Origin of the sequence: Henriciella sp. (assembly GCF_029937755.1) — a bacterium.
Taxonomy (GTDB): domain Bacteria; phylum Pseudomonadota; class Alphaproteobacteria; order Caulobacterales; family Hyphomonadaceae; genus Henriciella.
Map to the genome: position 1 here is coordinate 190,983 of NZ_JAPYPG010000004.1, position 25,481 is coordinate 216,463.

General features: G+C 63.3%; 28 protein-coding genes. 21 read left to right on the forward strand and 7 right to left on the reverse strand.

The window, feature by feature from the left end; all coding sequences use genetic code 11:
- Position 1: 1 nt before the first annotated feature.
- Entirely contained in the window at positions 2 to 1,036 is a 1,035-nt protein-coding gene (locus Q1K29_RS10685) for a glutathione S-transferase (protein ID WP_300394543.1), read from the forward strand.
- Positions 1,037 to 1,039: 3 nt separating this feature from the next.
- Positions 1,040 to 2,698 (forward strand): sulfatase, encoded by a 1,659-nt coding sequence (locus Q1K29_RS10690; RefSeq protein WP_300394546.1) that lies wholly within the window; start codon positions 1,040 to 1,042, stop codon positions 2,696 to 2,698.
- Between the two features lie 6 nt (positions 2,699 to 2,704).
- Here Q1K29_RS10690 and Q1K29_RS10695 read toward each other — a convergent pair whose 3' ends face one another.
- From Q1K29_RS10695 to Q1K29_RS10710, 4 genes are all read right to left on the reverse strand, one after another.
- Positions 2,705 to 3,319, reverse strand: coding sequence for a TetR/AcrR family transcriptional regulator (locus tag Q1K29_RS10695; protein WP_300394549.1), 615 nt, complete (start codon positions 3,317 to 3,319; stop codon positions 2,705 to 2,707).
- A gap of 30 nt (positions 3,320 to 3,349) precedes the next feature.
- Positions 3,350 to 4,435, reverse strand: coding sequence for an MBL fold metallo-hydrolase (locus tag Q1K29_RS10700; protein WP_300394552.1), 1,086 nt, complete (start codon positions 4,433 to 4,435; stop codon positions 3,350 to 3,352).
- 197 nt (positions 4,436 to 4,632) lie between these two features.
- Positions 4,633 to 5,910: a DsbA family protein gene (locus tag Q1K29_RS10705; RefSeq protein ID WP_300394555.1), complete on the reverse strand. Its 1,278-nt coding sequence runs from the start codon at positions 5,908 to 5,910 to the stop codon at positions 4,633 to 4,635.
- Between the two features lie 82 nt (positions 5,911 to 5,992).
- A complete protein-coding gene (locus Q1K29_RS10710) occupies positions 5,993 to 7,645 on the reverse strand; it encodes an acyl-CoA dehydrogenase family protein (protein ID WP_300394557.1) in 1,653 nt (550 codons plus the stop codon).
- 256 nt (positions 7,646 to 7,901) lie between these two features.
- Between Q1K29_RS10710 and Q1K29_RS10715 the strand changes: the two genes are divergently transcribed.
- From Q1K29_RS10715 to Q1K29_RS10790, 16 genes are read left to right on the forward strand one after another with little or no spacing between them, the layout of a single operon-like run.
- On the forward strand, positions 7,902 to 8,360 hold the full coding sequence (locus tag Q1K29_RS10715) for a (2Fe-2S)-binding protein (protein WP_300394560.1): 459 nt from the start codon (positions 7,902 to 7,904) through the stop codon (positions 8,358 to 8,360).
- Positions 8,361 to 8,371: 11 nt separating this feature from the next.
- Positions 8,372 to 10,573 (forward strand): molybdopterin cofactor-binding domain-containing protein, encoded by a 2,202-nt coding sequence (locus Q1K29_RS10720; protein ID WP_300394563.1) that lies wholly within the window; start codon positions 8,372 to 8,374, stop codon positions 10,571 to 10,573.
- A complete protein-coding gene (locus tag Q1K29_RS10725) occupies positions 10,570 to 10,935 on the forward strand; it encodes a hypothetical protein (protein ID WP_300394566.1) in 366 nt (121 codons plus the stop codon). The genes Q1K29_RS10720 and Q1K29_RS10725 overlap by 4 nt, the downstream gene beginning before the upstream one ends.
- On the forward strand, positions 10,932 to 12,209 hold the full coding sequence (locus Q1K29_RS10730; protein ID WP_300394569.1) for an NAD(P)/FAD-dependent oxidoreductase: 1,278 nt from the start codon (positions 10,932 to 10,934) through the stop codon (positions 12,207 to 12,209). Before Q1K29_RS10725 ends, Q1K29_RS10730 begins: the two co-directional genes overlap by 4 nt.
- The gene (gene soxX, locus Q1K29_RS10735; protein WP_300394571.1) at positions 12,206 to 12,682 is read left to right on the forward strand and encodes a sulfur oxidation c-type cytochrome SoxX; all 477 of its coding nucleotides are present in this window, start codon (positions 12,206 to 12,208) and stop codon (positions 12,680 to 12,682) included. Before Q1K29_RS10730 ends, soxX begins: the two co-directional genes overlap by 4 nt.
- Complete coding sequence (locus tag Q1K29_RS10740; protein WP_300394574.1) at positions 12,675 to 13,139, forward strand: SoxY-related AACIE arm protein; 465 nt, start codon at positions 12,675 to 12,677, stop codon at positions 13,137 to 13,139. The genes soxX and Q1K29_RS10740 overlap by 8 nt, the downstream gene beginning before the upstream one ends.
- Positions 13,140 to 13,148: 9 nt before the next feature.
- Positions 13,149 to 13,466, forward strand: a complete 318-nt coding sequence (gene soxZ / locus Q1K29_RS10745; protein WP_300394577.1) for a thiosulfate oxidation carrier complex protein SoxZ — start codon at positions 13,149 to 13,151, stop codon at positions 13,464 to 13,466.
- Positions 13,463 to 14,257: a sulfur oxidation c-type cytochrome SoxA gene (gene soxA, locus Q1K29_RS10750; protein WP_300394580.1), complete on the forward strand. Its 795-nt coding sequence runs from the start codon at positions 13,463 to 13,465 to the stop codon at positions 14,255 to 14,257. Before soxZ ends, soxA begins: the two co-directional genes overlap by 4 nt.
- On the forward strand, positions 14,254 to 14,616 hold the full coding sequence (locus Q1K29_RS10755; protein WP_300394583.1) for a LysR family transcriptional regulator: 363 nt from the start codon (positions 14,254 to 14,256) through the stop codon (positions 14,614 to 14,616). The genes soxA and Q1K29_RS10755 overlap by 4 nt, the downstream gene beginning before the upstream one ends.
- Positions 14,617 to 14,651: 35 nt before the next feature.
- Positions 14,652 to 16,142: an NTP transferase domain-containing protein gene (locus tag Q1K29_RS10760; RefSeq protein WP_300394585.1), complete on the forward strand. Its 1,491-nt coding sequence runs from the start codon at positions 14,652 to 14,654 to the stop codon at positions 16,140 to 16,142.
- The gene (gene moaA, locus Q1K29_RS10765; protein ID WP_300394588.1) at positions 16,135 to 17,157 is read left to right on the forward strand and encodes a GTP 3',8-cyclase MoaA; all 1,023 of its coding nucleotides are present in this window, start codon (positions 16,135 to 16,137) and stop codon (positions 17,155 to 17,157) included. The genes Q1K29_RS10760 and moaA overlap by 8 nt, the downstream gene beginning before the upstream one ends.
- Positions 17,158 to 17,161: 4 nt before the next feature.
- Positions 17,162 to 17,410: a molybdopterin converting factor subunit 1 gene (gene moaD / locus Q1K29_RS10770; RefSeq protein WP_300394591.1), complete on the forward strand. Its 249-nt coding sequence runs from the start codon at positions 17,162 to 17,164 to the stop codon at positions 17,408 to 17,410.
- A gap of 3 nt (positions 17,411 to 17,413) precedes the next feature.
- Positions 17,414 to 17,860 (forward strand): molybdenum cofactor biosynthesis protein MoaE, encoded by a 447-nt coding sequence (locus Q1K29_RS10775; protein WP_300394594.1) that lies wholly within the window; start codon positions 17,414 to 17,416, stop codon positions 17,858 to 17,860.
- Positions 17,861 to 17,875: 15 nt separating this feature from the next.
- Entirely contained in the window at positions 17,876 to 18,421 is a 546-nt protein-coding gene (gene moaB / locus Q1K29_RS10780) for a molybdenum cofactor biosynthesis protein B (RefSeq protein WP_300394597.1), read from the forward strand.
- A complete protein-coding gene (gene moaC / locus Q1K29_RS10785; RefSeq protein WP_300394600.1) occupies positions 18,418 to 18,903 on the forward strand; it encodes a cyclic pyranopterin monophosphate synthase MoaC in 486 nt (161 codons plus the stop codon). Before moaB ends, moaC begins: the two co-directional genes overlap by 4 nt.
- Positions 18,900 to 20,102, forward strand: coding sequence for a molybdopterin molybdotransferase MoeA (locus Q1K29_RS10790; protein WP_300394603.1), 1,203 nt, complete (start codon positions 18,900 to 18,902; stop codon positions 20,100 to 20,102). Before moaC ends, Q1K29_RS10790 begins: the two co-directional genes overlap by 4 nt.
- On the opposite strand, the gene Q1K29_RS10795 is transcribed toward Q1K29_RS10790, so the two are convergent.
- The 3 genes from Q1K29_RS10795 to Q1K29_RS10805 all read right to left on the reverse strand — a co-directional run bounded on the left by Q1K29_RS10795 (position 20,103) and on the right by Q1K29_RS10805 (position 22,947).
- On the reverse strand, positions 20,103 to 20,666 hold the full coding sequence (locus Q1K29_RS10795) for a cytochrome c family protein (RefSeq protein WP_300394606.1): 564 nt from the start codon (positions 20,664 to 20,666) through the stop codon (positions 20,103 to 20,105). It lies immediately after the preceding gene.
- Positions 20,667 to 20,797: 131 nt separating this feature from the next.
- Entirely contained in the window at positions 20,798 to 22,306 is a 1,509-nt protein-coding gene (locus tag Q1K29_RS10800) for a L,D-transpeptidase family protein (protein WP_300394609.1), read from the reverse strand.
- Positions 22,307 to 22,377: 71 nt separating this feature from the next.
- The gene (locus Q1K29_RS10805; RefSeq protein WP_300394612.1) at positions 22,378 to 22,947 is read right to left on the reverse strand and encodes a MarR family transcriptional regulator; all 570 of its coding nucleotides are present in this window, start codon (positions 22,945 to 22,947) and stop codon (positions 22,378 to 22,380) included.
- Between the two features lie 186 nt (positions 22,948 to 23,133).
- On the opposite strand from Q1K29_RS10805, the gene ectA reads away from it, so the two are divergent.
- Genes ectA through Q1K29_RS10820 form a run of 3 tightly spaced genes read left to right on the forward strand, consistent with a single transcriptional unit; the run spans position 23,134 to position 25,449 of the window.
- Positions 23,134 to 23,700, forward strand: a complete 567-nt coding sequence (gene ectA, locus Q1K29_RS10810) for a diaminobutyrate acetyltransferase (RefSeq protein WP_300394615.1) — start codon at positions 23,134 to 23,136, stop codon at positions 23,698 to 23,700.
- A gap of 60 nt (positions 23,701 to 23,760) precedes the next feature.
- Positions 23,761 to 25,059 carry a diaminobutyrate--2-oxoglutarate transaminase gene (gene ectB, locus Q1K29_RS10815; RefSeq protein ID WP_300394617.1) on the forward strand — a complete coding sequence of 433 codons (1,299 nt, stop codon included), beginning with the start codon at positions 23,761 to 23,763 and terminating at the stop codon, positions 25,057 to 25,059.
- Between the two features lie 6 nt (positions 25,060 to 25,065).
- Positions 25,066 to 25,449 carry an ectoine synthase gene (locus Q1K29_RS10820; protein WP_300394620.1) on the forward strand — a complete coding sequence of 128 codons (384 nt, stop codon included), beginning with the start codon at positions 25,066 to 25,068 and terminating at the stop codon, positions 25,447 to 25,449.
- The last annotated feature ends 32 nt before the right edge of the window (positions 25,450 to 25,481 follow it).

Sequence of the window (25,481 nt, forward strand, 5' to 3'; positions counted from 1 at the left end):
TATGGACCGATTGAAACTGCTGGGCGCACCGGGCTCGCCCTACACCCGCAAGATGCTCGCCGTTCTGCGCTACAGGCAGATTCCCTACGAGATGATCTGGGGTGGCCATCAAAACCCGCCACCCGGCCTGCCGCAGCCGAAAGTGAAATTGCTGCCAACCTTCTATTTCCCGGCGGATGGCGGCGGTGTTGAAGCGATGATCGACTCCACCCCCATCATACGGCGCCTCGAGCAGGACTATTCAGGCCGGTCCGTGCTCCCCTCCGATCCGGCGCTCGCCTTCCTCGATGCGTTGATTGAAGACTATGCCGATGAGTGGCTGACCAAGGCAATGTTTCATTATCGCTGGGCACGCAAGGTCGATTGCGACAATGCCGGCCCGCTGCTCGTCTACTGGTCCATGCCGACGATTCCGGCCGACCAGGCGAAAGCGGCCGCGGATGCCTTCACGAAGCGCCAGGTCGACCGGCTCTACGTCGTCGGCTCCAACGAGACCACCGCCGAGACCATTGAAGACAGTTACAAGCGCTTCGTCGGCATACTGGACGGCCTGATCTCGCAGGAGGGCTATGTGATGGGGAGCAGGCCCGGCGCGGCAGACTTCGCCATTTATGGCCAGCTCACCCAGCTTGGCATTATCGAGCCGACATCGGCGGCGGTGACGAACGGGATTTCACAGCGGGTGCGCGCATGGATCGACCGGATGGAGGACCTCTCAGGCCTGGATCCAGAAGACAGCGACTGGCTCGATCCGGGCGAGGCCGGCACCCGTCTCAAGCCGCTACTCGCCGAGATCGGACGGGTTTATGCGCCCTTCCTCATAGCCAATGCGAAAGCCGCCATGGAAGGCGCCGACGAGGTCTCCGGGGAGATCGATGGACGGCCATGGGTCCAGCCCACCTTTCCCTATCAGGCCAAGTGCTTCGAGACGCTACGAGACGCCCACAGCGCGCTGCCGGCAGACGCCCGAAAGACCGTAGACGCAGCGCTTTCGGGCACAGGCTGTGACGCGATTTTCGGGGCCAGCGGGACTTAGGCGATGTGGAAGAAAATCATCCTCGGCATTCTCATTCTTGCGGTCAGCGCCGCGATGCTGGCCTATCTCAATCGCAAGTCGATCATCCTTTTCATTGCCTCCAACACCGGCAAGCAGGACGTGGCCGCGCATCGTGACATCGACTGGCGACAGGGCCCGGAGACGGCCGAGGTGCCTTCAGAGGATCGCCCGCCCAATGTCGTCTTCATCCTGGCCGATGACCTTGGCTTCAACGATATTTCGACCTTTGGGGGCGGGGTCGCGAATAGAGCCGTACAGACTCCCAACATCGACCGGCTGGCCCGTCAGGGTGTCATCTTCACCAATGCCTATTCCGGAACCGCCAGCTGCGCCCCCTCGCGCGCCATGCTGATGACCGGGCGATACCCGACACGGACCGGATTCGAGTTCACCCCGACCCCTGACGGCATGGGCCGCATTATCTCCATGTTCGCCGAAGACCAGCCGAACGGCATGCCCCCGATCGACTGGAACAGGGAGGCCTCCGAGGCGTCTCCGCCGTTCCAGGAGCAAGGCCTGCCCGGCGCCGAGGTAACCATGGCGGAAGTGCTGAAGGAGGCGGGCTATCATACTGTCCACATCGGCAAGTGGCATCTCGGTCGTGGCGAGGAATTCGGGCCCAATGCACAGGGCTTCGATGAGAGCCTGCTGATGGCGAGCGGGCTATACCTGCCAGAGGACGATCCGGACGTCGTCAATGCGAAGGTGGACTTCGATCCAGTCGACAAGTTCCTTTGGGCGCGCATGCAGTTCGCCGCGAGCTACAATGAAAGCGAATGGTTCAAACCGGGTGGCTACCTAACCGATTACTGGACTGAGGAGGCGCAGGACGTCATCCGCGCCAATCGCAATCAGCCTTTCTTCCTCTACCTCGCTCACTGGGGTGTGCACACGCCGCTGCAAGCCACGAAAGAGGACTTTGAGGCGGTCGGTGACATCGAGCCACACCGCCTGCGCGTCTACGCAGCCATGGTGCGCGCGCTGGACCGGAGCGTCGGCGACATCCTCGACACGCTGGACGAGGAAGGGCTGGCAGAGAATACCATCGTGATCTTCTCGAGCGACAATGGCGGACCCGGCTATATCGGCCTTCCGGACATCAACGACCCTTATCGCGGATGGAAACTGACCCTGTTCGAAGGCGGCATCCGGGTACCGCTATTCATGCGCTGGCCAGCACAACTCCCAGGCGGCCGGGCAATCTCTGCACCGGCTGCGCATATTGACCTCCTGCCGACACTTGCCGCGGCCTGCGGCGCCTCAATGCCACCAGGCGTCGAGATTGATGGGCGAAACCTTCTGCCACTGGCGACGGGCGAAACGGACAGGCTGGCTGAGGACACGATCTTCTGGCAGAGCGCCTACAATCAGGTCGTGCGGCAAGGAGACTGGAAGCTTCAGGTCAGCGATCGGCCCGACAAGGCCTGGCTCTACAATCTCGCCGAGGACCCGACCGAGCAGGTCAATCTGGCCGAGGACCGTCCCGACAAGCTTGCGGAAATGAAAGCGCTTCTGTCCGCTCATCAGGAAGGCGCACGCGAACCGCTCTATCCGTACACACTCGAAGGGCCGGTGGCCGTGGACAAGACGCTGGCTGACCGGATCGAACCCGGCGACGAGATCATCTACTGGCCGAACTAGACGGGTTCACTCGACCCCGGCGATCAACGCTTCAACGGTCCGCGACATGACTGCTTCCGCCTGCGCGGGATCGAGCCCCTGATCCTGCCGCATGCGCCGCCAGGTCTGGAAGGCAGTCACCATTTCCAGCGCGGCGAACAGGTTTTCATCTTCCCGGACCTGCTCCGACAGCAGGCCATAGAGGCCCCCACGCTCCATGGTGAGGAAGCGTTTGTAATCATGCATGAGCCAGTCAGACTGGAAACGGCGGAGATTGGCGGCGACCTTGATCGGCATGATCCGCTCATAGATGCCTGCCCGGCGGGAGACGAGTTCGCGAAGGCGTCCGCGCCAATCCGGGGACTCCCAAGGGGTCATGACGACAGGCAGGATTTCTGCCTCCAGGCGGGACGTCATTTCTCGGTAGAGGCCGTCCATATCCTCGAAATGGCGGAAGACGGTGCGCAGGCCGACGCCGGCTTCCCCGGCGACGCTGGCGGCACTTGGGTCCATATTGCCGCCGGAGACCAAGCTCAGCATAGCATCGACGATCTGCGCGCGGCTGCGCTCGGAGCGCGCGCGTCGACCGTCGCCGTCGGGACTGCCAGGCGGGACGATGCTGAGATCCGGTTTTTCGCTCATACGGCCACCTTGCCCGATCCCGGCACTTCGTCAATCAAGCAGGTGCGTGACGGAAATCTGTCCCTCGCCGGCAGGCAGGCTGACCAGCATGCCATCGCGGCCCACCGACAGCCGGCCGGAGAAGTGGCTGCGGGCATCGCCGAGGAAGGCCGCGTTCAGGAACGTATTGGGCAGAGGCGGCACGATATGGGTCAGCACGAGCATGTCCGCACCGGCCCGCTCGGCAATCTCGGCGGCCTCTTCCGGATGGGTATGATAATCCAGTATATCGGCGAAAATCGTCGACAAAGCATTGTTTGTATTATGTTTTGCCGCCTGAGACATCATCTGCACCATCTCCCGGTTCAGGGCTTCATGGACAAGTATGTCGGTGTCCTTCGCCATCAGCACGACGGTTTCGCTGGCCACTGTGTCACCGCTGATTGTGACCGAGCGCCCGCCATAGTCGACGCGGTAGCCGAGCGCAGGCGCGACCGGGGAATGGTCGACGAGGAAGGCGGCAATGGTCACACCGCCGGACTCGTACACCACTTTCTGACGGCTGCCGGGGGCAAACCCGACCTCCTCCACACGCGCACCAAAGCCTTGAGGATTAGCGATTTTTTCACCGTGATGGGCGGTCCTGTAGGTTGCATCAATTCTGTAGGCGGAGGTAAATCCGTCCACCACCTCCTGCGTCCCGACAGGACCGCCAACAGGGAGCGGTGTGGACCGCGACCCGCCCACCCAGGCCTGCAGAAGAAGTTCGCCGAAACCGTCAATATGGTCGGAATGGAGATGCGTCAGGAAGACCTTGTCCGTACCGCCGACAGGGAAACCCATCCGCGCCAGTTTCCTCATGCTTCCTGAGCCGGTATCGAAGATAAAGGCGGACTGTCCCGCCAGAATCCCGAGACATGGGCCGGCCCGCGCCGGATCGGGAAGGGGTGATCCGGTTCCGCAGAAATAGACGTGCAGGCCATCGTCGAGGGATGCGCTCGGATCGGTCCCGACGATCTCCGACACCTGGCGTTCGAAAAGCGCCATGCCGATCTCGGCCCGAAACCGGCCAAGCACAAGCCACATCGCAATAACAACAATGGCAACCGCCCCGAGCCCCCACCACAGCCAGCGCATCAGTTTTGTACCTCAGGGAGACGGTTAGCCCCTGTCTCGTCCCATTGAGAAAGCAGGATGACCGGTCCGGCCCTGAGGATCATCGCTTCATTCATGGTGCCCATTACATCCTCCCTCTGATCCATCAGACCCCCACCTTCCATCCCCCAAGAATCGCGTTCCAGAACCGTTCCAGTTTCAGCCCAATTCCAGCCCAGTTATGACGCGCCCTTCAGCGCGTCCTCGATCAGCCAGAGCCGGTCCTGGCCCCAAGCCGAAAAATCGCCGACGCGGAAGCTCGGCACACCCCAGAGACCGAGCCCCATCATCTCGTCCCGGTTGGCTTCGGCTTGTGGTTTCCAGTCTTCATTTCCGATGAGCGGCTTCGCGGTCTTCCAGTCGAGCCCGGCCCGCTCGACAATTGTCTTGAGACCGCTGTCTGAGCCGGCATCGATGCCCTCGGCCCAGACGCCTTTCATGAAGCTCAGCGCGAAATCATAGCCTCGCCCCTGCTCGATGGCCCAGGGCAGGATGGCGTAACCCCGTTCGACCGGCTCGCCGACCGGATCGGCGACCTTGCCGAAAGGGATGCCGAGGCGGTGGGCTTCGCGGGCCGTGTCTTTCAGGATGTAGAGGCCCTTGGTGCGGGGCACCTGCATGCCGCGCATCACCATGGGCAGGACGAAACGGAGCTTGAGACCCGCGCCATAAGCGTCTGCCAGCGCCTTCACCCGCTCGGCGGCGATATAGGTGTAGGGGCTGCGGAAGGAGAGATAGTAGTGGAGCTCAGGCGCGGGGCCCGGCTTAGACGGGGGATTGGTGAGCAGCGGCGGTGGCGGGAAGATCGCTGCTTCAGGCGCATTCGTCTTGCGCAGGCCGGCCTTTGCCAGCCGGTCTTCGAGATAGTGAAGCCGGTCCAGCCCCCAGAACCATTCGCCATCGAGATGGAAGGTTCCGGCGAGGTAATGACCAGCCTCTTCTCGCCGGTCGGTTCCGGCCCGCTTTACGGTGGCAGCATCGCCACCCGCTTCCGGCGGCGTGCCTTCGCCAGACCAGAGCCAGTTGCCGATCCCGACCGCCTCTTCTGCAAACGAGCCGGCCTCCATCGCGCGGGCGAGTGCGGCTTCGGCGAGCTTCATCCGGCCATCGCCCGGCTGCTGGCCGGGGTCGGTAAAGGAAAGCCCAGCCTTGCGGGCCAGACGCTCAGCATCAAGGCGGGAATAGGAGATCAGCTTCTCGCGGTCCGGCGCAGCCCAGTCGGGTGGCGGCGCCACGAGGTGTGGCACCAGTTCGATATCGTATCGCTCAAGGAGCGTAGGTAGAATCTGCGCGACAAGATGCGAATAAGGGTCCGAGGCATCGTGAAAATAGTCGACCATGCATGCGTCCCCCCGCATTGCGCGCCTGCGATCCGTCTTCTCGCGCCGGGCGGCCAGACGCTGCTGGTCCGTCAGGTGCTGGGTGACCCTTGATGCAAGAAATGTCTTGATCGACATGCGTCAGGGGCCCTCTCCTCTGCGGGAAGGGTATATATTGACATAAGTCGTGTCAATTTAATCAGGCGAGGCTCTCGGCCGCTCAGGCCGGCATGGCGCGCTCGATGATGGAGGCAAAGTCGACCGCCTCGGCCACATCGCCATAGACGAAGCCGCGGCCGCCCGGTGCGAGCCTTTGCTGGCAGAAGCCGTCGAACACGAAATCCGGGGCACACTGGGCGAGCGCCGCGCCCTGCAGCGCCAGTGCCATTTCCTGTGCGAAGGCCCGGGCGGTGCCCTCATGCAGGCTGCCGGGCTCCATGAAGTCTGCCAGCTTCTCACAGTGCCGGTCATAGAGGCCGTTCCTGCCCATGGCGGACTGGAATTCAGCCTGCACGGCCTTCAGGCTTTCGGGCTCTCTCGACAGGGCGCGCAGGATGTCGAGGGCAATGACATTGCCGGAGCCTTCCCAGATCGCGTTCAGCGGGGACTGCCGAAAGAGGCGCGGCATCGGGCCTTCTTCGACATAGCCCGCGCCGCCATGGCATTCGAGCGCTTCATAGACAAAGCCCGGCTGGCGCTTGCAGACCCAGTATTTCGCGAGCGGTGTGGCGAGCCGCATGAAGGCCGCTTCCTGCTCATCACCGCCGGCCCGGTCGAGGCTCGCTCCGATGCGCAGCGCGAGGGCTGTCGCTGCTTCGCTCTCGATGACCAGATCGGCGAGAACGGCGCGCATGGCCGGCTGGTCGATCAGCGACTTCTGGAAGGCCCGGCGCTGGGAGGTATGCCAGAGCGCCTGGGTGAGAGCCGCGCGCATTCCGCCAGCCGAGCCTAATGTGCAGTCATAGCGGGTATGCTGGACCATATCGATAATGGTGCGGATACCACGGCCCTCCTCGCCGAGCCGCTCAGCCCAGGCGCCGTGATACTCGACTTCGGAGGAGGCGTTGGACTTGTCGCCCAGCTTGTCCTTCACGCGCATGACATGGATGCCATTGCGCGTGCCGTCCGGGCGCCAGCGCGGCACGAGGAAACAGGTCATGCCGCCCTCGGCATAGGCCAGCGTAAGGAAGGCGTCGGACATGGGCGCGGAACAGAACCATTTGTGCCCAGTCAGGATATAGCCGCCATCGCCGGCCGGTTCAGCCTTTGTCGTATTGGCACGAACGTCAGACCCGCCCTGCTTTTCCGTCATCGCCATGCCGATGGTGACGCCGGTCTTCTCTGACGCCGGGATGAAACGGGGATCATAGCTCTGCGCCGTGACACGCGGCGTCCACGTGGCGGCGATGTCGGGATCAGCCTTCAGCGCCGCCACACAGGCATAGGTCATCGACATTGGACAGGTCACACCCGCATCGGCCTGCATCATCAGCATCATCATCGCGCCATGCAGGACATGGCCGGCCTCACTGGCCTCCCAGGCGGCACCGGAGATCCCGCTATCAAGGCCGAGCGCCATCAGCTCGTGATAGGCGGGATGGAATTCGACCTCGTCGAGGCGGTGGCCATAGCGGTCGAAGGATTTGAGCTTTGGCGGGTTCTCATTCGCCTGGCGCGCCCATCTCTGCGTTTCTGCCCGGCCGCATGTCTCGCCAAAGGCCGAAAGCTTGCCGACATGGAGCGCACCGCCTAAAGCGGTAACCGCGTCGCGCATGGCGCGGTCGGTCTCATAGAGGTTCACATCCTCAAACGGAGCCGGCTGATTGGTGACAGTATGGGTCTCGAGATCCGAGAGCGGCGCGTGATGGGTCAAGTCTTCCTCCGCTGGCGTCAGGGCCTGTCCTGTTTTGTGCAGGATAAGACCAGGCGTGAGCAAACCCTATCATCAGGCGAAAAAATTTTCGCGCATGGCTGGTCGCGCTACCAAGCTCGCTCTAGACTTAATTTGGATCAGCCGGCGATGAGCGACCGCCGTCTGGGACGCGAAGGCGGGGCCTCATGGAGCCCGCGCCTGCCGGCCCTGCCCTTGCGGCATTGGCTGGCCGCCAGCACCGAGGAGGAAGAGGGCGATGGCAGAACTCAAGGTCAATGGGAAGACGGTGACGGTAGAGGTCGAGGACGAGACCAAACCGCTGCTCTGGGTCATCCGCGAGGAACTGGGGCTGACCGGCACGAAATATGGCTGCGGCATCGCCCAGTGCGGCACCTGCACCGTCCATATCGACGGCCAGCCGGTGCGCTCCTGCACCTATCCGGTCGGCGCGCTGTCCGGCGCAGAAGAGATCACGACGATCGAGGGCCTGTCGGAAGATGGTTCCCACCCCGTCCAGCAGGCCTGGGTGGAAATGGACATTCCGCAGTGCGGTTACTGCCAGCCCGGCATGATCATGGCGGTGGCAGGCCTGCTCAACAACACACCGGACCCGACGGATGAGGATATCGACCAGCAGGTCACGAATATCTGCCGCTGCGGGACGCTGGCGCGGGTGCGCAAGGGCATCCATCTCGCCAAGACGAAGAAGGCGTAAGGGGACAGACAATGGCTGACACAATCAATCTTTCCCGCCGCGGCTTCATTATCGGCACCGGCGCGACCGGCCTGACCATCGGCATCCTGGCCGCCTGCTCTCCGGGCACCGGCGACAGCGAAGGCGATGCGGCAGCAACCGGCGAGCCCAATCCGGAAGTGAATGCCTGGGTGCATATCGGTGACGATGACGTCGTCACCATCCGCATTGCGCGGTCCGAAATGGGCCAGGGCACACTGACCGGCCTCGCCCAGCTTGTGGCCGAAGAACTCGAATGCGACTGGGACAAGGTCGTCACCGAATATCCGACACCGGGCGAAAACCTGAAGCGTGACCGCGTCTGGCGCGACTTCTCGACCGGCGGCTCGCGCGGCATCCGCAACAGCCAGGACTATGTCCGCGAAGGCGGGGCAGCTGCGCGCATGATGCTGGTGCAGGCTGCAGCCAATCGCTGGGACGTGCCCGTGGGCGAATGCTCGGTCGAGAAAGGCGTGATCACGCACGGACCGTCCGGCAACGAGCTGCGCTATGGCGAGGTGGCCGAGGACGCCGCGAGCGTCGAGCCGCCAGCCAACGTGCCGCTGAAGGATCCGTCGGAATGGAAAATCATCGGCCAGCCGGTGAAGCGCCTCGATACTGCCGACAAGGTGACCGGCAAGCAGCTCTATGGCGCCGACATCCAGCTCGATGGCATGGTCAACGCCGCCATCAAGGCCGCGCCAATGCGGGGCGGAACGGTGCGGTCCTTCGATGCGAGTTCCGCCGAAGGCATGCCGGGCGTGCAGAAGGCCATGCAGGTCGGCGATACCGCCGTCGCTGTCGTGGCCGACAAGTGGTGGAACGCCCAGAAGGCGCTCGATGCGGTGCAGATCGAATGGGCGCCGGGCGAAGGCTCGGACTTCTCGAGCGCGGCTTTCGAGGCCGATCTCGATGAGGGCCTGACCGCCGAGGAAGCCTATGTCGGCAACCAGGTCGGCGATGTCGATGCAGCGTTCGAGAATGCTGCGCAGGTCATAGAAGCGAGCTACAACGCCCCGCACCAGAACCATGCCTGCATGGAGCCGATGAATGCCACGGCCGTCTGGACCGAGGAGAAGTGCGAAGTCTGGTGCCCGACCCAGAACGGTGAAGCGGCCCTCGCCGCCACTGCCGAAGCGGCTGGCCTGCCGATCGAACAGTGCGACGTCTACAAGCTGCTGCTTGGCGGCGGTTTCGGCCGGCGCGGCATGAGCGACTATGTCACCCAGGCGGTGACCATCGCCAAGGAGATGCCCGGCACGCCGGTCAAGCTGCTCTGGACGCGTGAAGAGGATATGGAGCAGGGCTTCTATCACCCGACGACGAAGGCCCGTTGCCAGGGCGCGCTCGATGCCGATGGCAAGCTGACCGGCATCAAGATCCGCCTGTCGGGCCAGTCCATCCTGGCCGGGCTCATGCCTCAGGCCCTGACCGACGGCATGGATCCCTATGCCTTCCAGGGTCTGCTGCCCAGCGGCTTCGATGAACGGGCCGAAGACCAGACGCTGAAATACACCTATCCAGCGGCACTCTTCGACCATGCCATGCGCAACCCGCCGGTACGGCCGGGCTTCTGGCGCGGGGTGAACGCCAACCAGAATGCGATCTACCTCGAATGCTTCATGGACGAACTCGCCCATGCCGCCGGTCGCGATCCGCTGGAATTCCGGCTGGAATACATGACCGACAGCCCGAAACTCGCCGCCGTTCTCGAGGCGGCCGCGGAGAAATCCGGCTGGGGCAATGATGATGGCAAGGCCCGCGGGCTGTGCGCCTTCTACTCGTTCGGCAGCTACACCGCCGCCTGCGCGGAGGTGACGGTCAGCGATGAAGGCGAACTCAAGATCCACCGCATCGTGGCGGCAACCGACCCCGGCTATGGGGTCAATCCGCAGCAGATCGATGCGCAGGTCGCCGGCTCGTTCGTCTACGGCCTGTCAGCCGCCCTTTATGGCGAGATCACCTTCGAGAATGGCGAAACGGTGCAGAAGAATTTCGACTCCTATCCGTCGATGCGCCTGGCCGCGATGCCCGAAGTGGAAACGATCGTGATGCCGTCCGGCGGCTTCTGGGGCGGGGTCGGCGAGCCGACCATCGCCGTGGCAGCCCCCGCCGTGCTGAACGCCATCTATGCGGCCACCGGCAAGCGCATCCGCAAACTGCCGATCAAGGACCAGCCGCTGAGGGACGCTTGAGCGCCCTGAAGACCAGACAACTGATGGCCGCAGCCCTGCTCGGGGCTGCGGCCAGCCTCTCCGCCTGCAATCCGGCCAACGGCACCGACGACGCCGGAATGGACGGCCTGAAACAGGCCGAACAGGTCTCCGTGCCAGACAGGACCAGCATGCTCGCCATGAGCTGTTCAGGCTGCCATAGCGAGGCCGGGCAGGCGATCGTCAGCCTTGAGGGCTATTCCCGGGAAGAGCTTATGACCGCCCTTATGCGCTATCATGATGAGGCCGACGGTACGACGGTTATGCACCGGCTGATGCGGGGCTATAGCGAGGCCGATATGGCCAGCATCAGCGTCTATCTCGCCGGGGACAAGCCTCTATGAGCCGTTTCCCCCTCAGTCGCCGCAGCGTGCTGACCGGACTGGCCGGCACGGCTGCACTCGCCGGGCTTTCCCCCGCCGCCATGAGCCAGACGAAGGCAAAGCTGGTCGTAATCGGCGGCGGCTTTGGCGGGGCAACGGCGGCGAAGTATCTCAAACAGCTGATGCCAGGTGCATCGGTCACCCTGATCGAGCCGAAGAGCACCTACTATGCCTGCCCGTTCAGCAATCTGGTAATCGGCGGCGGGCGTGAACTGTCCGCACAGGCGTTCGGCTATGACGGCCTTAAGGCGCTTGGTATCGAAATCGTCCAGCAGGCTGCAGACGCCGTCGATGCAGACGCGCGCACCGTGACGCTGGCTGACGGCGCGAGCCTGTCCTGGGACCGGCTTGTCATGTCGCCCGGCATCGATTTTCGCTGGGGCGCGCTGGAAGGCTATGACGAGGGCGCGGTCGACGCCATGCCGCACGCCTGGAAGGCTGGGCAACAGACCACGCTGCTGCGCCGGCAGCTGGAAGAGATGGAGGATGGCGGGCTAGTCGTGATGTCTGCGCCTGCCGCCCCGTTCCGCTGTCCGCCGGGCCCTTATGAGCGCGCGAGCCTGATCGCAAACTATCTCAAGACACAGAAGCCGAAATCGAAGCTTCTGGTGCTGGACGCGAAGGACAGCTTCTCCAAGCAGTCCTTGTTCGAGGAAGCCTGGGCCGCCCGCTATCCCGACCATCTCGAATGGCGCGGCGCGAGCGACTTTGGGCGCGTCGTCGCCGTCAATCCGGAGACGATGACGCTTTCGACCGAGTTCGACGAGATCGAAGCCACCGTCGCCAATGTCATCCCGCCGCAACAGGCCGGGCGCATTGCCCACGCCGCCGGTGTCGCTGACCAGACCGGCTGGTGCCCGATCAACGGCCTCACCTTTGAATCGACACTCGTGCCCGGCATACACGTCCTCGGCGATGCGACGATTGCCGCTCCGATGCCGAAGTCGGCCTTCTCGGCTAACCTTCAGGCCAAGGTTTGCGCGGCCCAGATCACACGGCTGCTGGCCGGGCAGGACCCGGAAGCGACGGTGCTGGCCAATACCTGCTATTCCTATGTGGCCGATGATGCGGCGGTCTCGATAACCGGCGTCTATACCAATGATGACGGCAAGCTGATGAGCGTTGACGGTGCCGGCGGGGTCTCACCCCTCGCAGCGGCACCATCGGTCCGCGAGGCCGAAGCAGCGCAGGCCCTGGCCTGGTTCAGGACCATTACATCAGAGGCGTTCGGATGAGGGCTTGCCTCGCCGCGCTTGCCGGCGGCCTTCTCCTGACCGGTGGCTGCACTGAGGCGGAGACCGAGCAGCGCCTCGCCGAACCGGTGACGGTAGAGGGTGATGCTATCCCGGCCCCACTTGGCGGCGAGACAGGCGATGCAGCACGCGGACGCGTCGTCTTCGTCGATCGTGAGCAGGGTCATTGCGTCCTTTGCCATCAGGTGGACGGGCTGGACGCAGAATTTCAGGGCAATGTCGGCCCGGCGCTGACGGGGCTCGGCGACCGGCTGGACCCGGCGCAGATCCGCCTGCGGGTGGCCGACGCGCAAAGGATTTGGCCGGATACGGTCATGCCCTCATATTACAGGGTGTACGGCCTCAATCAGGTCGGCGAAGAGTATCGCGGCGAACCCGCTCTCACCGCGCGCCAGATCGAGGATCTGGTCGCCTGGCTCGCAGCGCTGAAGACGGAAGGCAATGAAGATGGCTGAGAATTCTTTCACGCTGACACGGCGCCTGATGCTGACCGGTCTCGGGGCCGGTGTGCTGTCGAGCGCCCTGCCCTTTTCGGCCCTTGGCGAACCGGAAGATGCCGACAAGGCGATCCGGGACCTGTTTGGTGACGGAGAGATCAGGGAAGGCAAGGTCACGGTGAAGCTGCCGCCCATTGCCGAGAACGGCAATTCGGTCGCGATCACGGTGTCTGTCGACAGCCCGATGAGCGAAGCCGACCATGTCAGACGCATTGGCCTGTTTTCGCCGCGCAACCCGATCCCGGAACTGGCCGTCTTCGAACTCGGCCCGCGCGCCGGAAAGGCGGAAGTCTCGACCCGTATCCGCATGGCGGGCACGCAGCGCATCCGCGCGGTTGCGGAGATGAGTGACGGGTCACTCTGGATGGGCAGTGCCAGCACCGTCGTGACGCTCGCAGCCTGTGTGATCGGATAGGAGGCACCCATGACCATCCGGATTTCTGCTCCCGACACCGCCAGCAAAGGTGACATCATCGAACTCAAGGCGATGATCCAGCACCCGATGGAAACCGGCTATCGCAGCGGCTCGCGCGGCGAGAACATTCCGCGCGACATCATCACCCGGTTTGAATGCCGCTATAATGGCGAGACGGTGTTTGCCGCCGACTTCCATCCGGGCATCGCGGCCAATCCTTTCCTGACGTTCTATACCAAGGCCACGGAGTCCGGCACACTCGCATTCGAGTGGACTGACCAGGATGGCGAAAGCTGGTCCGAGAGCCACGAGATTACTGTGGAATGAGAAGCCTGGGCGCCGCCGCGCTCCTGCTGCTGGCAGCCTGCTCTGGCAGTCGCGGAGAGGGCCCTGCCCCCGAGCGCACAACCCTGCCCGATGAGGTAAAGCAGACCGGCACCGCCTTCCTGCAGCCCGAGACCCGTGCCCTGCAGGAAGATGATTTCGCCAATCCCGGCATGCTCTGGGTCGACCGGGGCCGCTCACTCTTCCGCGAGACGATCGGCCAGTCCAAATCCTGCGCGGCCTGTCACGGCGAGGATGGCAGCGAGCTGGACGCCGCCGCCTCGCACTATCCGCAGGTGGACGAGGAGTCCGGCGAGCTGGTCAATCTCGAAGGCCGCATCAATCTCTGCCGCACGCGCCATCAGGGGCTTGAGCCGCTCGACTATGAAAGCGACCCGCTGCTCGCCCTGACGACCTATGTCGCGCACCTCTCGGAAGGTGCGCCCATGTCGGTCGATGTCAGCGGGGCGGCAGCGCCGTACTACGAGCAAGGTCAGGATTATTTCTTCACGAAACGCGGTCAGTTCAATCTCGCCTGCAGCCAGTGCCACAATGAACATTGGGGCGAGAAACTGCGCGGCGACACGATCAGCCAGGGCCATGGCAACAGCTTCCCGGCCTACCGGCTCGAATGGCAGACGCTCGGCTCGCTTCACCGGCGGCTGAGCGACTGCGATGCGGGCGTGCGGGCCGAGCCTTATCCGCTTGGGTCTGATATCTATACCGCTGTCGAACTCTATCTCGCCAAACGGGCCGAGGGGCTGCCTGTCGAAACCCCAGGGATCAGACGATGAGCGACCACGAAGAAGCCAGCCTCAGCATTCGCATCAACCTCGCCAATGGCGGGCGGTTCGGGCCGGGCAAGGCCGCGCTTCTCCGCGCCATCGCAGAGGCCGGATCGATCAGGGCCGCCGCGCAGGCGCTGTCCATGTCCTATCCGCGCGCGTTGAAGCTGATTGAGGAAATGAATGCCGACTTCGCCGATCCGCTGGTCCAATCGAGTGTGGGCGGGTCCGAGCGTGGCGGCTCGGCGCTTTCGGACACCGGCAAGGCCGTGCTTGCGGCTTATGATGATGTCTGCGCCGAGGCAGGCAACTCGACCGGCGTCATTCTTGAACGCCTCTCATCGCTGCAATCCCTGGATCAGGGCTAGCCTCGCTCTAAATCACCGTTTACAACGGACATCTGATGAGCCCGATGCAGCGCTATCTCGAACACCCGGAAGACGTTCTCGGCCAGTGGCTCGACTGGCGGCGCGATGGTGCTGTGGCGCTTATTATGGTCACCACCACAGAAGGCGGCGCCGTGCGGGAAGCCGGCGCGCTCATGGCTGTCACCGATGAAAGCCAGGCGGCGGGCTACATTTCCGGCGGATGTATCGACGCCGATGTCATCCTGCAGGCTGAGGCCGCGTTGAAGAGCGGCGAGACGATGTCGCTGCGCTATGGCGCCGGCTCACCCTTTGTCGATCTCCCCCTGCCCTGCGGCGGCGCAATCGAGGTCACCATCCTTCCAGATGCGGATGAAGCGACGCTGCGCAAATGCCATGATGCGCTGGCAGCACGGCGCCCGGCGCGGCTGGCGCTTGGCGGGTTTGACGCGCGCTACACGCCGAAGCTCCGCCTGCGGATTGCCGGGCGCGGGGCGGACCCGCTGGCGCTTGCCCGGCTAGCCAGGGCGAGCGGCGTGGATGCAGCACTGCAACTGCGCGACGGCGAAGATGTGCAGGCTGCCCTGTTGGAAGGCTTCGACACGGTAAATGCGCTCGACACGCCAACCGACCTGCCACCCCTGGACGATGATCCGTGGACGGCCTTCATCCTGATGTTCCATGACGGCGACTGGGAAGCCCCGCTGCTGAGGCAGGCGCTTGAGGGCCCGGCCTTCTATGTCGGCGCTGTCGGGTCCCGCCGCACCCATGCCCGGCGCTGCGATGCGCTGCGGGAGCAGGGCGTGGCCGAGACAGACATTGCCCGCATCCACGGGCCGGTCGGGCTGATCCCGTCCATGCGCGATGCCTCCATGCTGGCGGTTTCGACACTGGGCGAGATCGTTGCCACCTACCATCAGACCGCCAAAACCCCCTTTGCCCACACGGCCCTCATGATGCTCGCGGCTGGCGCATCGGCCCGCTTCGAGGAAGGCGACAAACTGCTCGCGCCGTATGAAGGTGAGCCCGTCATCTCGCACGCCGCTAGCCTTCTGGAAGCGGAAGACGCTGCCTCGCGCCTCGCGGTCATCCGTCCGGAGGCGATGAAGCGGGCGAGCCTGCTCGGCCAGAGCTGGCACATCGTCGAAAATGCGGAGGCGGCCAGCGGTCAGGCCAGTTCGCTGCGCGCCGGGGTCGAAGCTGCGCGCCAGGACGGCCGCGTTCAGCAAGTCCTTGTCCTGCTTGCCGACATGCCGGCCGTGCCGGAGCATCACTTGCGCAAGCTCCAGCGCGCCATCAACACGGGCGCCACAGCCGCCATGACCGAGTGCGGCGGCAAGCTGATGCCACCCGCCATCTTCACCCGTAAGACCTTCGATGCGCTGATGCAGGTCGAGGGCGACCGGGGCGCGAAAGGCGTCTTCACAACACTCACCAACACCGCAACCATTGTGCTCGATCCCGCGTTGGGGATCGACATCGACACGATGGATGATCTCGCAAAACACCAGGAGGCGCTTCATGCCTGACGGCCAGAGCCCCCCGCCGCTGACGGATGTCTTCGGGCGCACCGTCTCGTACCTCCGCTTGTCGGTGACGGATCGCTGCGACCTGCGCTGCACCTACTGTATGGCCGAACACATGACCTTCCTTCCGAAGAAGGACCTGCTCAGCCTGGAAGAACTCGAGACCGTGGCTGCGGCCTTTATCCGCCGCGGCGTGCGCAAAATCCGGATCACGGGCGGCGAGCCCCTCGTGCGCAAGGATATCGGAGACCTGTTCGACCGGCTCGGTCGCCACATGGGCGAAGGTCTCGACGAACTGACATTGACGACAAATGCGACCCTGCTGGCCCAGCATGCCGAGCGGCTTTATGCGGCGGGTGTGCGGCGGGTGAATGTGTCGCTCGATACGCTCGACCCCGTCATGTTCAAGACGATCACGCGGCTTGGCGACCTGCAGAAGTCGCTCGACGGGATAGAGGCGGCCAGACAGGCAGGCCTGAAGGTGAAGATCAACACGGTCGCACTGAAGCATCAGAATGCTGCCGAGATCCCCGCCATGGTCGAATGGGCGCACGCGCAAGGCTTCGACATGACGCTGATCGAGGTGATGCCGCTCGGCCTGACGGGCGAGGATCGCGTCGACCAGTATGTGCCGCTGTTTGAAATTCGCGACCAGCTTGCCGATCGCTGGAACCTCACCGATGAGGAAGGCCGCGACGCGCAGGCCGGCCCGTCGCGTTATGTGCGTATTGCCGAGACCGGCGGGCGGCTCGGTTTCATCACGCCGCTGACCAATAATTTCTGTGCCGGCTGCAACCGGGTTCGCGTTACCTGTACGGGGCGTATCTATATGTGCCTCGGACAGGACGATCATGTCGACCTGCGCGCCGCGCTGCGGGACGCCGAGCATCCGGCCCTTGCGCTCGATGAGGCGCTCGATACCGCGCTTATGCGCAAGCCAGAGAAGCATGAATTCGCCATCCGCGAGCGTGGCGAGGCCCCGGCCCTGCCCCGCCACATGTCGATGACGGGGGGCTGAGGAAATGGCGCAGATCCTGTTCTTTGGCCGGCTGATGGATGTCACCGGCAAAGCGGAAGAAACCATCACCCTGCCCGACACGGTACGCGATACCTCGGCCCTGCGCCGCTGGCTGGATCAGGATCGTGGCCTTCAGGGCGCGCTGCTGGAAAAGACTGTACGGCTCGCGATCAATAACGAAATCGTCGCCGATCCCCATCCGGTCAATGACAATGACGAGATCGCCTTCATGCCCCCGGTCGGAGGCGGCTGAGCGATGCTGCGGGTCAGCAGTGAGCCCTTCAATGCGGGCGAGGAGCTCTCCGCCTTCGAGCGCGATGCGGCAGGCGCTGGCGCGGTCGTCAGTTTTACCGGACTGGTGCGTGACCATGCCTCCAGCGGTGACGTGAAATCACTCTTCCTGCAGGCCTATTCGCCGATGACCGAACGCGGGATCGAGGAAGCTATTACGGCAGCCACGGAGCGCTGGCCGCTCACCGCGCTGAAGGTCATTCACCGCGTCGGTGAGATGGCGCCGGGCGAGGCGATCGTCTTCGTCGCAACCGCCTCGGCTCATCGCCGCGCGGCTTTCGAGGCGGCCGATTTCCTGATGGACTATCTCAAGACCGAGGCTGTCTTCTGGAAAAAGGAAGCAACCGAGACAGGTGAACACTGGATCGACCCCCGCAGTGAGGATTATCAAGACCGCGCCCGCTGGGCGTAGGTGTGAGGGAGAAACATGCAAGGCATCAATGAAAGCCTGGACTTCCAGCAGGTGCGTATCGCCATCCTGGTGATGAGCGACACGCGGACACTGGACACAGACACCTCTGGCAAAGTGCTGGCCGACAGGATCGAGGACGCCGGCCACTTGGTCGCTGACCGCAAGATCGTTCCGGACGACAAGGCGGCCATCCGCACGCAGGTTTCCACATGGATTGCGGATCCGGACGTGGACGTCGTCATCACGTCAGGCGGCACCGGCCTGACCGGCCGGGACGTGACGCCGGAAGCCATCACCCCGCTCTTCGACAAGGTCATCGACGGTTTCTCGGTGATCTTTCACCAGGTGAGCTATCAGAGCGTCGGCCTGTCCACGCTGCAGTCACGCGCCATTGCCGGCGTGGCGAGCGGGACGTTCGTCTTCTGCCTGCCGGGCTCGAACGGCGCGGTGAAGGATGGCTGGGACAAGGTCATCTCGCTGCAGCTCGACAGCCGCCACAAGCCCTGCAATCTGGTCGAGCTGATGCCCCGCCTGATGGAGCATATGGAGCACGATCATTGAGCGGTGATCTGACACATATCGGGCCGGACGGCCGTGCGCGCATGGTCGATGTGTCCGACAAGGCCGTCACCGCGCGCGAAGCCGTCGCGCAAGGCGTGGTGCATATGAGCGCCGGGACGCTCAAGCTCGCCCTGTCGCGCGACACAAAGAAGGGCGATCCGCTCGCCGTGGCCGAACTCGCCGGCATAATGGCCGCGAAGAAGACATCCGACCTCATCCCGCTCTGCCATCCGCTGCCGCTGACCGGTGTGAAGGTGGAGATTTCCCAGCATACCAAAGAAACCGCGCTGGTCGTGACCGCGCGGGCCAAGACATCCGGTCAAACGGGTGTCGAGATGGAAGCGCTGACGGCGGTTTCAGCCGCATGCCTGACGCTCTACGACATGTTGAAAGCCGTCGACAAGGCCATGGTCATCGGCGGGATCGAGCTTGTCGAGAAGACCGGCGGCAAGTCGGGCGATTACAGGAAGGCAGACATTTGAGCGGACTGATTTCCGTCGACGAGGCCCACCGGCTGCTCGCCGGACAGAGGCCAGATACGGCCTCTGAAACGGTGGGCATCACCGATGCTGAAGGCCGGGTGCTCGCCACCGAGGTGATCGCAAATGTTTCACGGCCGCCCGCGGCTGTCTCCGCCATGGATGGCTATGCCGTTCGGCTTGCGGATGTTGGCGAGGCTGGGGCCCGGCTGAGCGTAATCGGTGAAGCCCCGGCAGGCGCGCCTTTTGCGGGGACGGTCGGGGCAAGCAAAGCGGTCCGTATCTTCACCGGAGCACCGCTGCCTGACGGCGCCGATCATATCGTCATCCAGGAAGAGACCGAGCGCGAGGGCGACACCGTCACCTGCCAGGCGTCATATGAAACGCCGGAATATGTGCGGCCCGCGGGCATGGATTTTCTTGAGGGCGATACGGTTCTGGAGGCGGGCACACGGCTTGGCGCTGGCGAGCTCGCCCTCATCGCTGCCGCCAATCATGGCCAGGTTTCGGTGAGGCGGAAGCTTCGCGTCGGCATTCTCGCCAATGGCAATGAGCTGAAAGCGCCGGGCGCCACGCTGGCACCGGGCGAGATCGTCAATTCCAATCCGGTGGGCCTTGCCGCGCTGATCCGGAACTGGGGCGGCGAGCCGGTCGATCTCGGCATTGCTGCCGACACGATGGAAGCCATCCGCAGCGCGATCGCATCAGCCCCCGGCATCGACATCTTCCTGCCCGTTGGCGGGGCGTCCGTTGGCGATCATGACCTGATGCGTCCGGCCTTCGCAGCTGAAGGGTTCGAACCGCTGTTCGAGCGGGTGGCTGTGCGTCCCGGCAAACCGACCTGGTTCTCAATGCATGGCAAGCAGCGCGTCCTCGGCCTGCCGGGCAATCCGGCCTCAGCCATGGTTTGCGCGCATCTGTTCCTGCAACCGCTGCTGACGGGTGAGGCCCTACCCGTCATCAAGGCGAGACTGGCCTCAGCGGTGCCGCCAAATGGCCCGCGGGAACACTATATGCGTGCGAGCCTCGCGATCTCGGATGGCGGCGTCGTGACAGCGCGGGCGGCCTCCAATCAGGACAGCTCGCTTATCTCGCCCTTCATCGCGTCCGGCGGTCTCATAAGAAGACTGCCCGGCGCTCCTGAAATGGAGGCCGGGCAGATCGTCGATGTTCTGCTGATGCGCCCGCTGGCGGGCGGCTGATCAGGACGGCTCGTAGCCGGATTCAGCCATGATGTAGGCAATGACCGCATGACGGTCGTCCGGGCGTTTCACACCGGCAAAGCTCATCTTGTTGCCCGGCAGGAAGCTGCGCGGGTTCTCGAGCCATTTTTCCAGCTGCTCCGGCGTCCAGGTAAACTCGGCCTCCTGCAGGGCGCTGGAATAGTCAAAACCCTCTTTGGTGCCAACCTCGCGGCCGAACAGGCCATGGAGGTTCGGGCCGAGCACAGCCGGGCCACCCTCATCGAGCGTGTGGCAGGACTGGCACTGAAGGAAGACACGCCGGCCGCGATCATAGTCGGCAGAGGCGTAGGGCTCCGGAAAGCCTGCAAACTGGGACGGGACCGCTTCCTCGGCAGCCACGGTTTCGGCTTCCGGCTCTGCCGGTGTTCCGGCATCGGTATCTGTATCGGCAGGCGCCGTTTCACTTTCCACCGGCGGGGTCGGCGCTTCCTCGGTGGGCTCGTCGCCACCGCTTCCACCACACGCGGTGACAAGCGCAAGGCTGAGGGCGAGGGCAGCGGGTGTTGCAAATCTCAAAGTCATTCCGGTCTCCTGACTGGCATTCGAATCCTGACGAAGGCAAACTTATCCCGTCCCGCAGGGCGATCAAACGCAAATTGGGGATTCACTGGGAGTTTCCGGCCAATGGCCAGGGCAGAGGCGGCCCAGGCGGCCTATTCCGGCGCAACCTCCAGCCCGGCGAGTACGCGGGCATCGCGTTCATAGATGTCATCAAGATAGCGCACGCCGCCCGATCCATCGCTGACCGCCGTGTAGTAGAGGACATGGACAGGCACGCTTGCCGCCAGGTCCACGCGCGTTTCCTTGCCTGAAGCAACCGCCTTGTCGATCCTCTTGCGGTCCCAGCCGGGTGTATTTTCCAGCAGCCACTCCGACAGGTCGATCGGGTCCTGCGCGCGCAGGCAGCCAGAAGAGAAGGCGCGCTGCGACCGGGCGAAGAGGTCGCGCGTGGGCGTGTCGTGCAGATACACATTATACTTGTTCGGGAAGATGATCTTGACCTGACCCAGTGCGTTCTGCGGGCCCGGCGCCTGACGCAGGCGGTAGGGAAAGCTTGCAGACGACACCGTGTTCCAGTCGATGGTCGAGGGGTCGACAATGTTTCCGGACCGGTCGAGCACCTGGAAGCCGAGCCGCTGGACCGCCCCCGGATCCCGGCGGAACAGCGGGAGCTTGTCGGCCCGCGCAAGACTGTAAGGGGTCTCCCACCACGGATTGAAGATGATGTACTCAATTTTGTCGGAGAAGACCGGCGTCTGGCGATAGGTCTTGCCGACAATGATCAGATGGGTGCGCTGGGGTTCGCCATTCTCGAAGGCGGTCACCTCAAAGCCCGCAATATTGGCCCGCAGGTGCCGCTGGCCGAGATCGCCCGGCAGCCAGCGCCAGCGCTCCATATTGACCCGGACCTGTGCAATGTGTTCGGCGGTGCCCTGATTGAGCACACGAATGGTGGAGGCCCCCGCGATGCCGTCCGTCTCAAGGGCGTGCCCCGTCTGAAAAACCTCGACGGCGGCGACCGTCGCTTCATCCATCGTGCCCGAAAGCGCCGCGTTTTCCAGCAGGCCCAGCTCGGCGAGCCGCACCTGAAGCTCTTCAACGCGTGGCCCGGTCATGCCCGGCTTCAGCGGCGGTCCTTCAGAGACGCTCGAAACCGGCTCGTCAGCGTTCACCCGGAGCCGGGCGAGTTCCTGCTTGAGCAGGCCATAGGCCGACTGCACAGGCGCAAGCTGCTCAAGACTTGTCGCGACGGTTCCACTGTCGAGAGCGTAATCGAGAACGGCGGCGAGGTCGGCCTCACGGCCTGCAGCCGTCCAGTCGGGTTCGAAAGTGGCTCGGTCAAGCTTGCCATAGAGCATATGCGCGGCGGCCGACATCCACGCGTCGGTGGCGACCCGGTCGCGTTCGGCCCGCTTGGGGCGCAGGGTTTCAAGGGCGTCGAGATGGTAGTGGCCGGGGTCCAGCCCATGTCCCTCAAGGGCCTGGAGTGCGGCGATCAGGGCGTCATAGGAATTATCATTCCAGACAAGGCTGGTATCCGCGGCCTCATGGAAGTCTTCGGTTGCCACCGGCGCCAGCATCTCGCTGTCGCCCGGGCCAGCTTGGGCTGTCCCCTGCAACACACACGCGAGGAGCGCGCCGGCAATCAGTCGTGACATCATCGAATGGCATCCCGTCTTTTACCGCCCTTGAGCATAGGGGGCAGGAGGCGATGGGAGCAAGTGATCAGGCGCTAACGGTTGCCGCTACTCGTAGGCAGATCGTTGATGCCGCCGACATCAAGCAGCGGCGAAGCCTCAATCTCCTCGGCGTCGAGCAGTGACACGACCCGCAGCAGCGCGGCAACAAGGCTTGCCTGTTCCCAGTCAGCCAGGCTGCGGAAGCGGGACCGGAACGTCTCCTGCAGCAGGTCCGGCGCATCCTCCAGGACCTTTTTTCCTGTATCGGTAATGCACACCCAGACGCGGCGGCGGTCGCTTTCTCCGCGTTTGCGCGACACCAGGCCACGCTCCTGCAACTTGTCGAGCAGGATGGAAATCGTCGCCTGTTTGAGATCGACGGCGCGTGCGAGATCGCCGGTCAGGGTTTCCCCGCGCGTCTTGAGAACCTGAAGGACGAGCAGCTGGGACGCGGTGAGGCCGGTCTTGTGAGCGACGGTGCGAACATTGTTCGCCGTCGCTTTCAGGATGCGGCGCAAGGCGACCAGTGCGGTCTCGGTCTGATCCTGCATGTGCTCGCTCCACATATCAGCGTTCACCGATGACAGGCGAACCGCTTCGAAACCCTCTGATAACTGAGCCATCTTCTAGGCTATTTCCTTTGCGCACAAAATTATTTTTTTATCTAAGTATCAAGGAACAGATATGCCGTTCCGCACGTTCCTTCAATAGAAGGAAGAGGGGCGGCTGCACTATCCATGAAGAAGCGGTTGAACCGACCGCGATTCCAATTAAATAGATCGTCTAACAAAATACCGACCGAGAGAGCTATGGAAACGGCACAGTCAGACAGACCTGCAAAAGGCGGCGGCCTGCCTCAGAAGGATGCAGGCGAGCCCTCAAGTTTGCACATCGGACCGCCTCTGAGCGAGGACGGGGCCGCAGTGCATGACCTGATTGCTGCCTGTCCGCCGCTGGACACCAACTCTCTCTATATGAATCTGATCCAGACGACGCACTTTGCCGACACCTGCGCACTCGCAAAGGAAGATGGCGAAGTGATCGGCTGGGTCTCGGGCCATATCCCGCCAAATGAGCCGGATGTGTTCTTCCTCTGGCAGGTTGCCGTTGGCGAAAAAGCCCGCGGCAAGCGCATTCCGAAGCGGCTTGTTGCCGATATCTTCTCGCGCGAGGCCTGCCGGAACGTGAAGTATCTCAAGACCACCATCACGCCCGATAACGAGGCCTCGTGGGGCCTCTTCAAGAGCATTGCGCGCTGGCTCGACGCACCGCTCAACGAAAGCGAGTTTTTCGACAAGGAGCGCCACTTCAAGGGGCGCCATGACAGCGAGATCCTCGTGACCATCGGGCCGTTCGAGCGGCCGGCCAGCCTTTAGCACACCTGGCCACCGCTTACCCTGACACTAACCAGACCAGACCACCTAAGGAGCGAACGCATGCCGTTCACAGATATCAAAGAAGACATTTTCGAGAGGCGTGAATCGATTGTGCGCAGCTATTGCCGCAACTTCGACGCGCTGTTCGTGAAAGCCAAAGGGTCGGAAATGACCGACGCCGATGGCAAGACCTATATCGACTTTCTCGCCGGCTGTTCGACGCTGAACTACGGCCATAATGACGACGACATGAAGAAGGCGCTGATTGAGCATATCGAGCGTGACGGCATTGCCCATGGCCTCGACATGTATACCGACGCCAAGGCCGAATGGCTGAAAGCCTTCGAGGACTATATCCTCAAGCCGCGCGGCATGGACGACTACAAGATCATGATGACCGGTCCGACCGGCACCAATGCTGTCGAGGCGGCTGTAAAGCTTGCCCGCAAGGTGACCGGCCGCACCAATGTCATCTCTTTCACCAATGGCTTCCACGGCATGACGATGGGCGCGCTCGCGCTGACCGGTAATGCCGGCAAGCGCAAGGGCGCGGGCACTGGCAGCGTCGGCCTGACGGGTGTTTCGCACCTGCCTTATGACGGCGCCTTCGGCGACGATGTCGATACGCTGGAACAGATCGAGATGATGATCGAGAACCCGTCTTCGGGCATCGATGCCCCGGCCGCGTTCATCTTCGAGCCCATCCAGGGCGAAGGTGGTCTTAATGCCGCGTCCAAGGAATGGATGAAGGGCATCGCAGATCTCGCCAAGAAACATGGCGCACTGCTGATCGTCGACGATATCCAGTCCGGCTGTGGCCGTTCGGGCGACTATTTCGGCTTCGATATTGCCGGCATCAAGCCGGACATCATCACCCAGGCGAAGTCGCTTTCCGGCATGGGCCTGCCCTTTGCCTGTGTCCTGCTCAAGAAGGAGCACGACATCTGGAAGCCGGCCGAGCACAACGGCACCTTCCGCGGTAACAACCACGCTTTCGTCACCGGCAAGGTGACGCTGGAGAAGTTCTGGAAGGATGATGCTTTCCAGAAAGAGGTCCAGGCGAAGTCGAAGATCCTGACCGAAGGCCTGCAGAAGATTGCCAAGCTGATCCCGGGCGCAAAGCTCAAGGGCCGCGGCATGATGCAGGGCGTCGATGTTGGCTCCGGCGAGATGGCTTCGGAGATTACCAGCCGCTCGTTCGAAAAGGGACTCATCATTGAGACATCGGGGGCCGACGACGAAGTCGTGAAGGTACTCGTTGCCCTCACCGTTCCGGAAGAAACGCTCCGCAAGGGTCTCGACATCCTGCTCGAGGCCGCACGCGAAGCGTCGGACACTGTCAAAGTCGCAGCGGAGTAAGAAAGTATGATTGTACGCGACCTGAAAGATCTCGAAGGCACCGAACGCGCCGTGTCCGATGCTGAGTGGACGTCCTACCGGATGCTGCTCGCAGACGACAAGATGGGCTTCAGCTTCCATATCACGGTACTGAAGGCCGGATCCGAGCACACCTTTCATTACAAGAACCACTTCGAGAGTGTGTATTGCATGAAGGGCAAGGGCTCGATCACCGACCTTGGCACCGGCGAGACCCATGAGATCAAGCCGGGTGTGATGTATGCGCTGAACCTGCATGACAAGCACACGCTGCGCGCGGAAGAAGAGCTGCACATGGCGTGCTGCTTCAATCCGCCGGTAACCGGCACCGAAGTCCACCTGCCGGACGGCTCCTACGCCGCGGCCGACTAGACACGTCTTCAGCCGCAGCCTGTCCCCGGAAA

Excerpts from the sequence above, each read along its gene's own strand:
- Q1K29_RS10685 (WP_300394543.1), top strand. The coding sequence starts at position 2 with ATGGACCGATTGAAACTGCTGGGCGCACCGGGCTCGCCCTACACCCGC.
- Q1K29_RS10690 (WP_300394546.1), top strand. The coding sequence starts at position 1,040 with ATGTGGAAGAAAATCATCCTCGGCATTCTCATTCTTGCGGTCAGCGCC.
- Q1K29_RS10695 (WP_300394549.1), bottom strand. The coding sequence starts at position 3,319 with ATGAGCGAAAAACCGGATCTCAGCATCGTCCCGCCTGGCAGTCCCGAC.
- Q1K29_RS10700 (WP_300394552.1), bottom strand. The coding sequence starts at position 4,435 with ATGCGCTGGCTGTGGTGGGGGCTCGGGGCGGTTGCCATTGTTGTTATT.
- Q1K29_RS10705 (WP_300394555.1), bottom strand. The coding sequence starts at position 5,910 with ATGTCGATCAAGACATTTCTTGCATCAAGGGTCACCCAGCACCTGACG.
- Q1K29_RS10715 (WP_300394560.1), top strand. The coding sequence starts at position 7,902 with ATGGCAGAACTCAAGGTCAATGGGAAGACGGTGACGGTAGAGGTCGAG.
- Q1K29_RS10720 (WP_300394563.1), top strand. The coding sequence starts at position 8,372 with ATGGCTGACACAATCAATCTTTCCCGCCGCGGCTTCATTATCGGCACC.
- Q1K29_RS10730 (WP_300394569.1), top strand. The coding sequence starts at position 10,932 with ATGAGCCGTTTCCCCCTCAGTCGCCGCAGCGTGCTGACCGGACTGGCC.
- soxX (WP_300394571.1), top strand. The coding sequence starts at position 12,206 with ATGAGGGCTTGCCTCGCCGCGCTTGCCGGCGGCCTTCTCCTGACCGGT.
- Q1K29_RS10740 (WP_300394574.1), top strand. The coding sequence starts at position 12,675 with ATGGCTGAGAATTCTTTCACGCTGACACGGCGCCTGATGCTGACCGGT.
- soxZ (WP_300394577.1), top strand. The coding sequence starts at position 13,149 with ATGACCATCCGGATTTCTGCTCCCGACACCGCCAGCAAAGGTGACATC.
- soxA (WP_300394580.1), top strand. The coding sequence starts at position 13,463 with ATGAGAAGCCTGGGCGCCGCCGCGCTCCTGCTGCTGGCAGCCTGCTCT.
- Q1K29_RS10755 (WP_300394583.1), top strand. The coding sequence starts at position 14,254 with ATGAGCGACCACGAAGAAGCCAGCCTCAGCATTCGCATCAACCTCGCC.
- Q1K29_RS10760 (WP_300394585.1), top strand. The coding sequence starts at position 14,652 with ATGAGCCCGATGCAGCGCTATCTCGAACACCCGGAAGACGTTCTCGGC.
- moaA (WP_300394588.1), top strand. The coding sequence starts at position 16,135 with ATGCCTGACGGCCAGAGCCCCCCGCCGCTGACGGATGTCTTCGGGCGC.
- moaD (WP_300394591.1), top strand. The coding sequence starts at position 17,162 with ATGGCGCAGATCCTGTTCTTTGGCCGGCTGATGGATGTCACCGGCAAA.
- Q1K29_RS10775 (WP_300394594.1), top strand. The coding sequence starts at position 17,414 with ATGCTGCGGGTCAGCAGTGAGCCCTTCAATGCGGGCGAGGAGCTCTCC.
- moaB (WP_300394597.1), top strand. The coding sequence starts at position 17,876 with ATGCAAGGCATCAATGAAAGCCTGGACTTCCAGCAGGTGCGTATCGCC.
- Q1K29_RS10795 (WP_300394606.1), bottom strand. The coding sequence starts at position 20,666 with ATGACTTTGAGATTTGCAACACCCGCTGCCCTCGCCCTCAGCCTTGCG.
- Q1K29_RS10800 (WP_300394609.1), bottom strand. The coding sequence starts at position 22,306 with ATGATGTCACGACTGATTGCCGGCGCGCTCCTCGCGTGTGTGTTGCAG.
- Q1K29_RS10805 (WP_300394612.1), bottom strand. The coding sequence starts at position 22,947 with ATGGCTCAGTTATCAGAGGGTTTCGAAGCGGTTCGCCTGTCATCGGTG.
- ectA (WP_300394615.1), top strand. The coding sequence starts at position 23,134 with ATGGAAACGGCACAGTCAGACAGACCTGCAAAAGGCGGCGGCCTGCCT.
- ectB (WP_300394617.1), top strand. The coding sequence starts at position 23,761 with ATGCCGTTCACAGATATCAAAGAAGACATTTTCGAGAGGCGTGAATCG.
- Q1K29_RS10820 (WP_300394620.1), top strand. The coding sequence starts at position 25,066 with ATGATTGTACGCGACCTGAAAGATCTCGAAGGCACCGAACGCGCCGTG.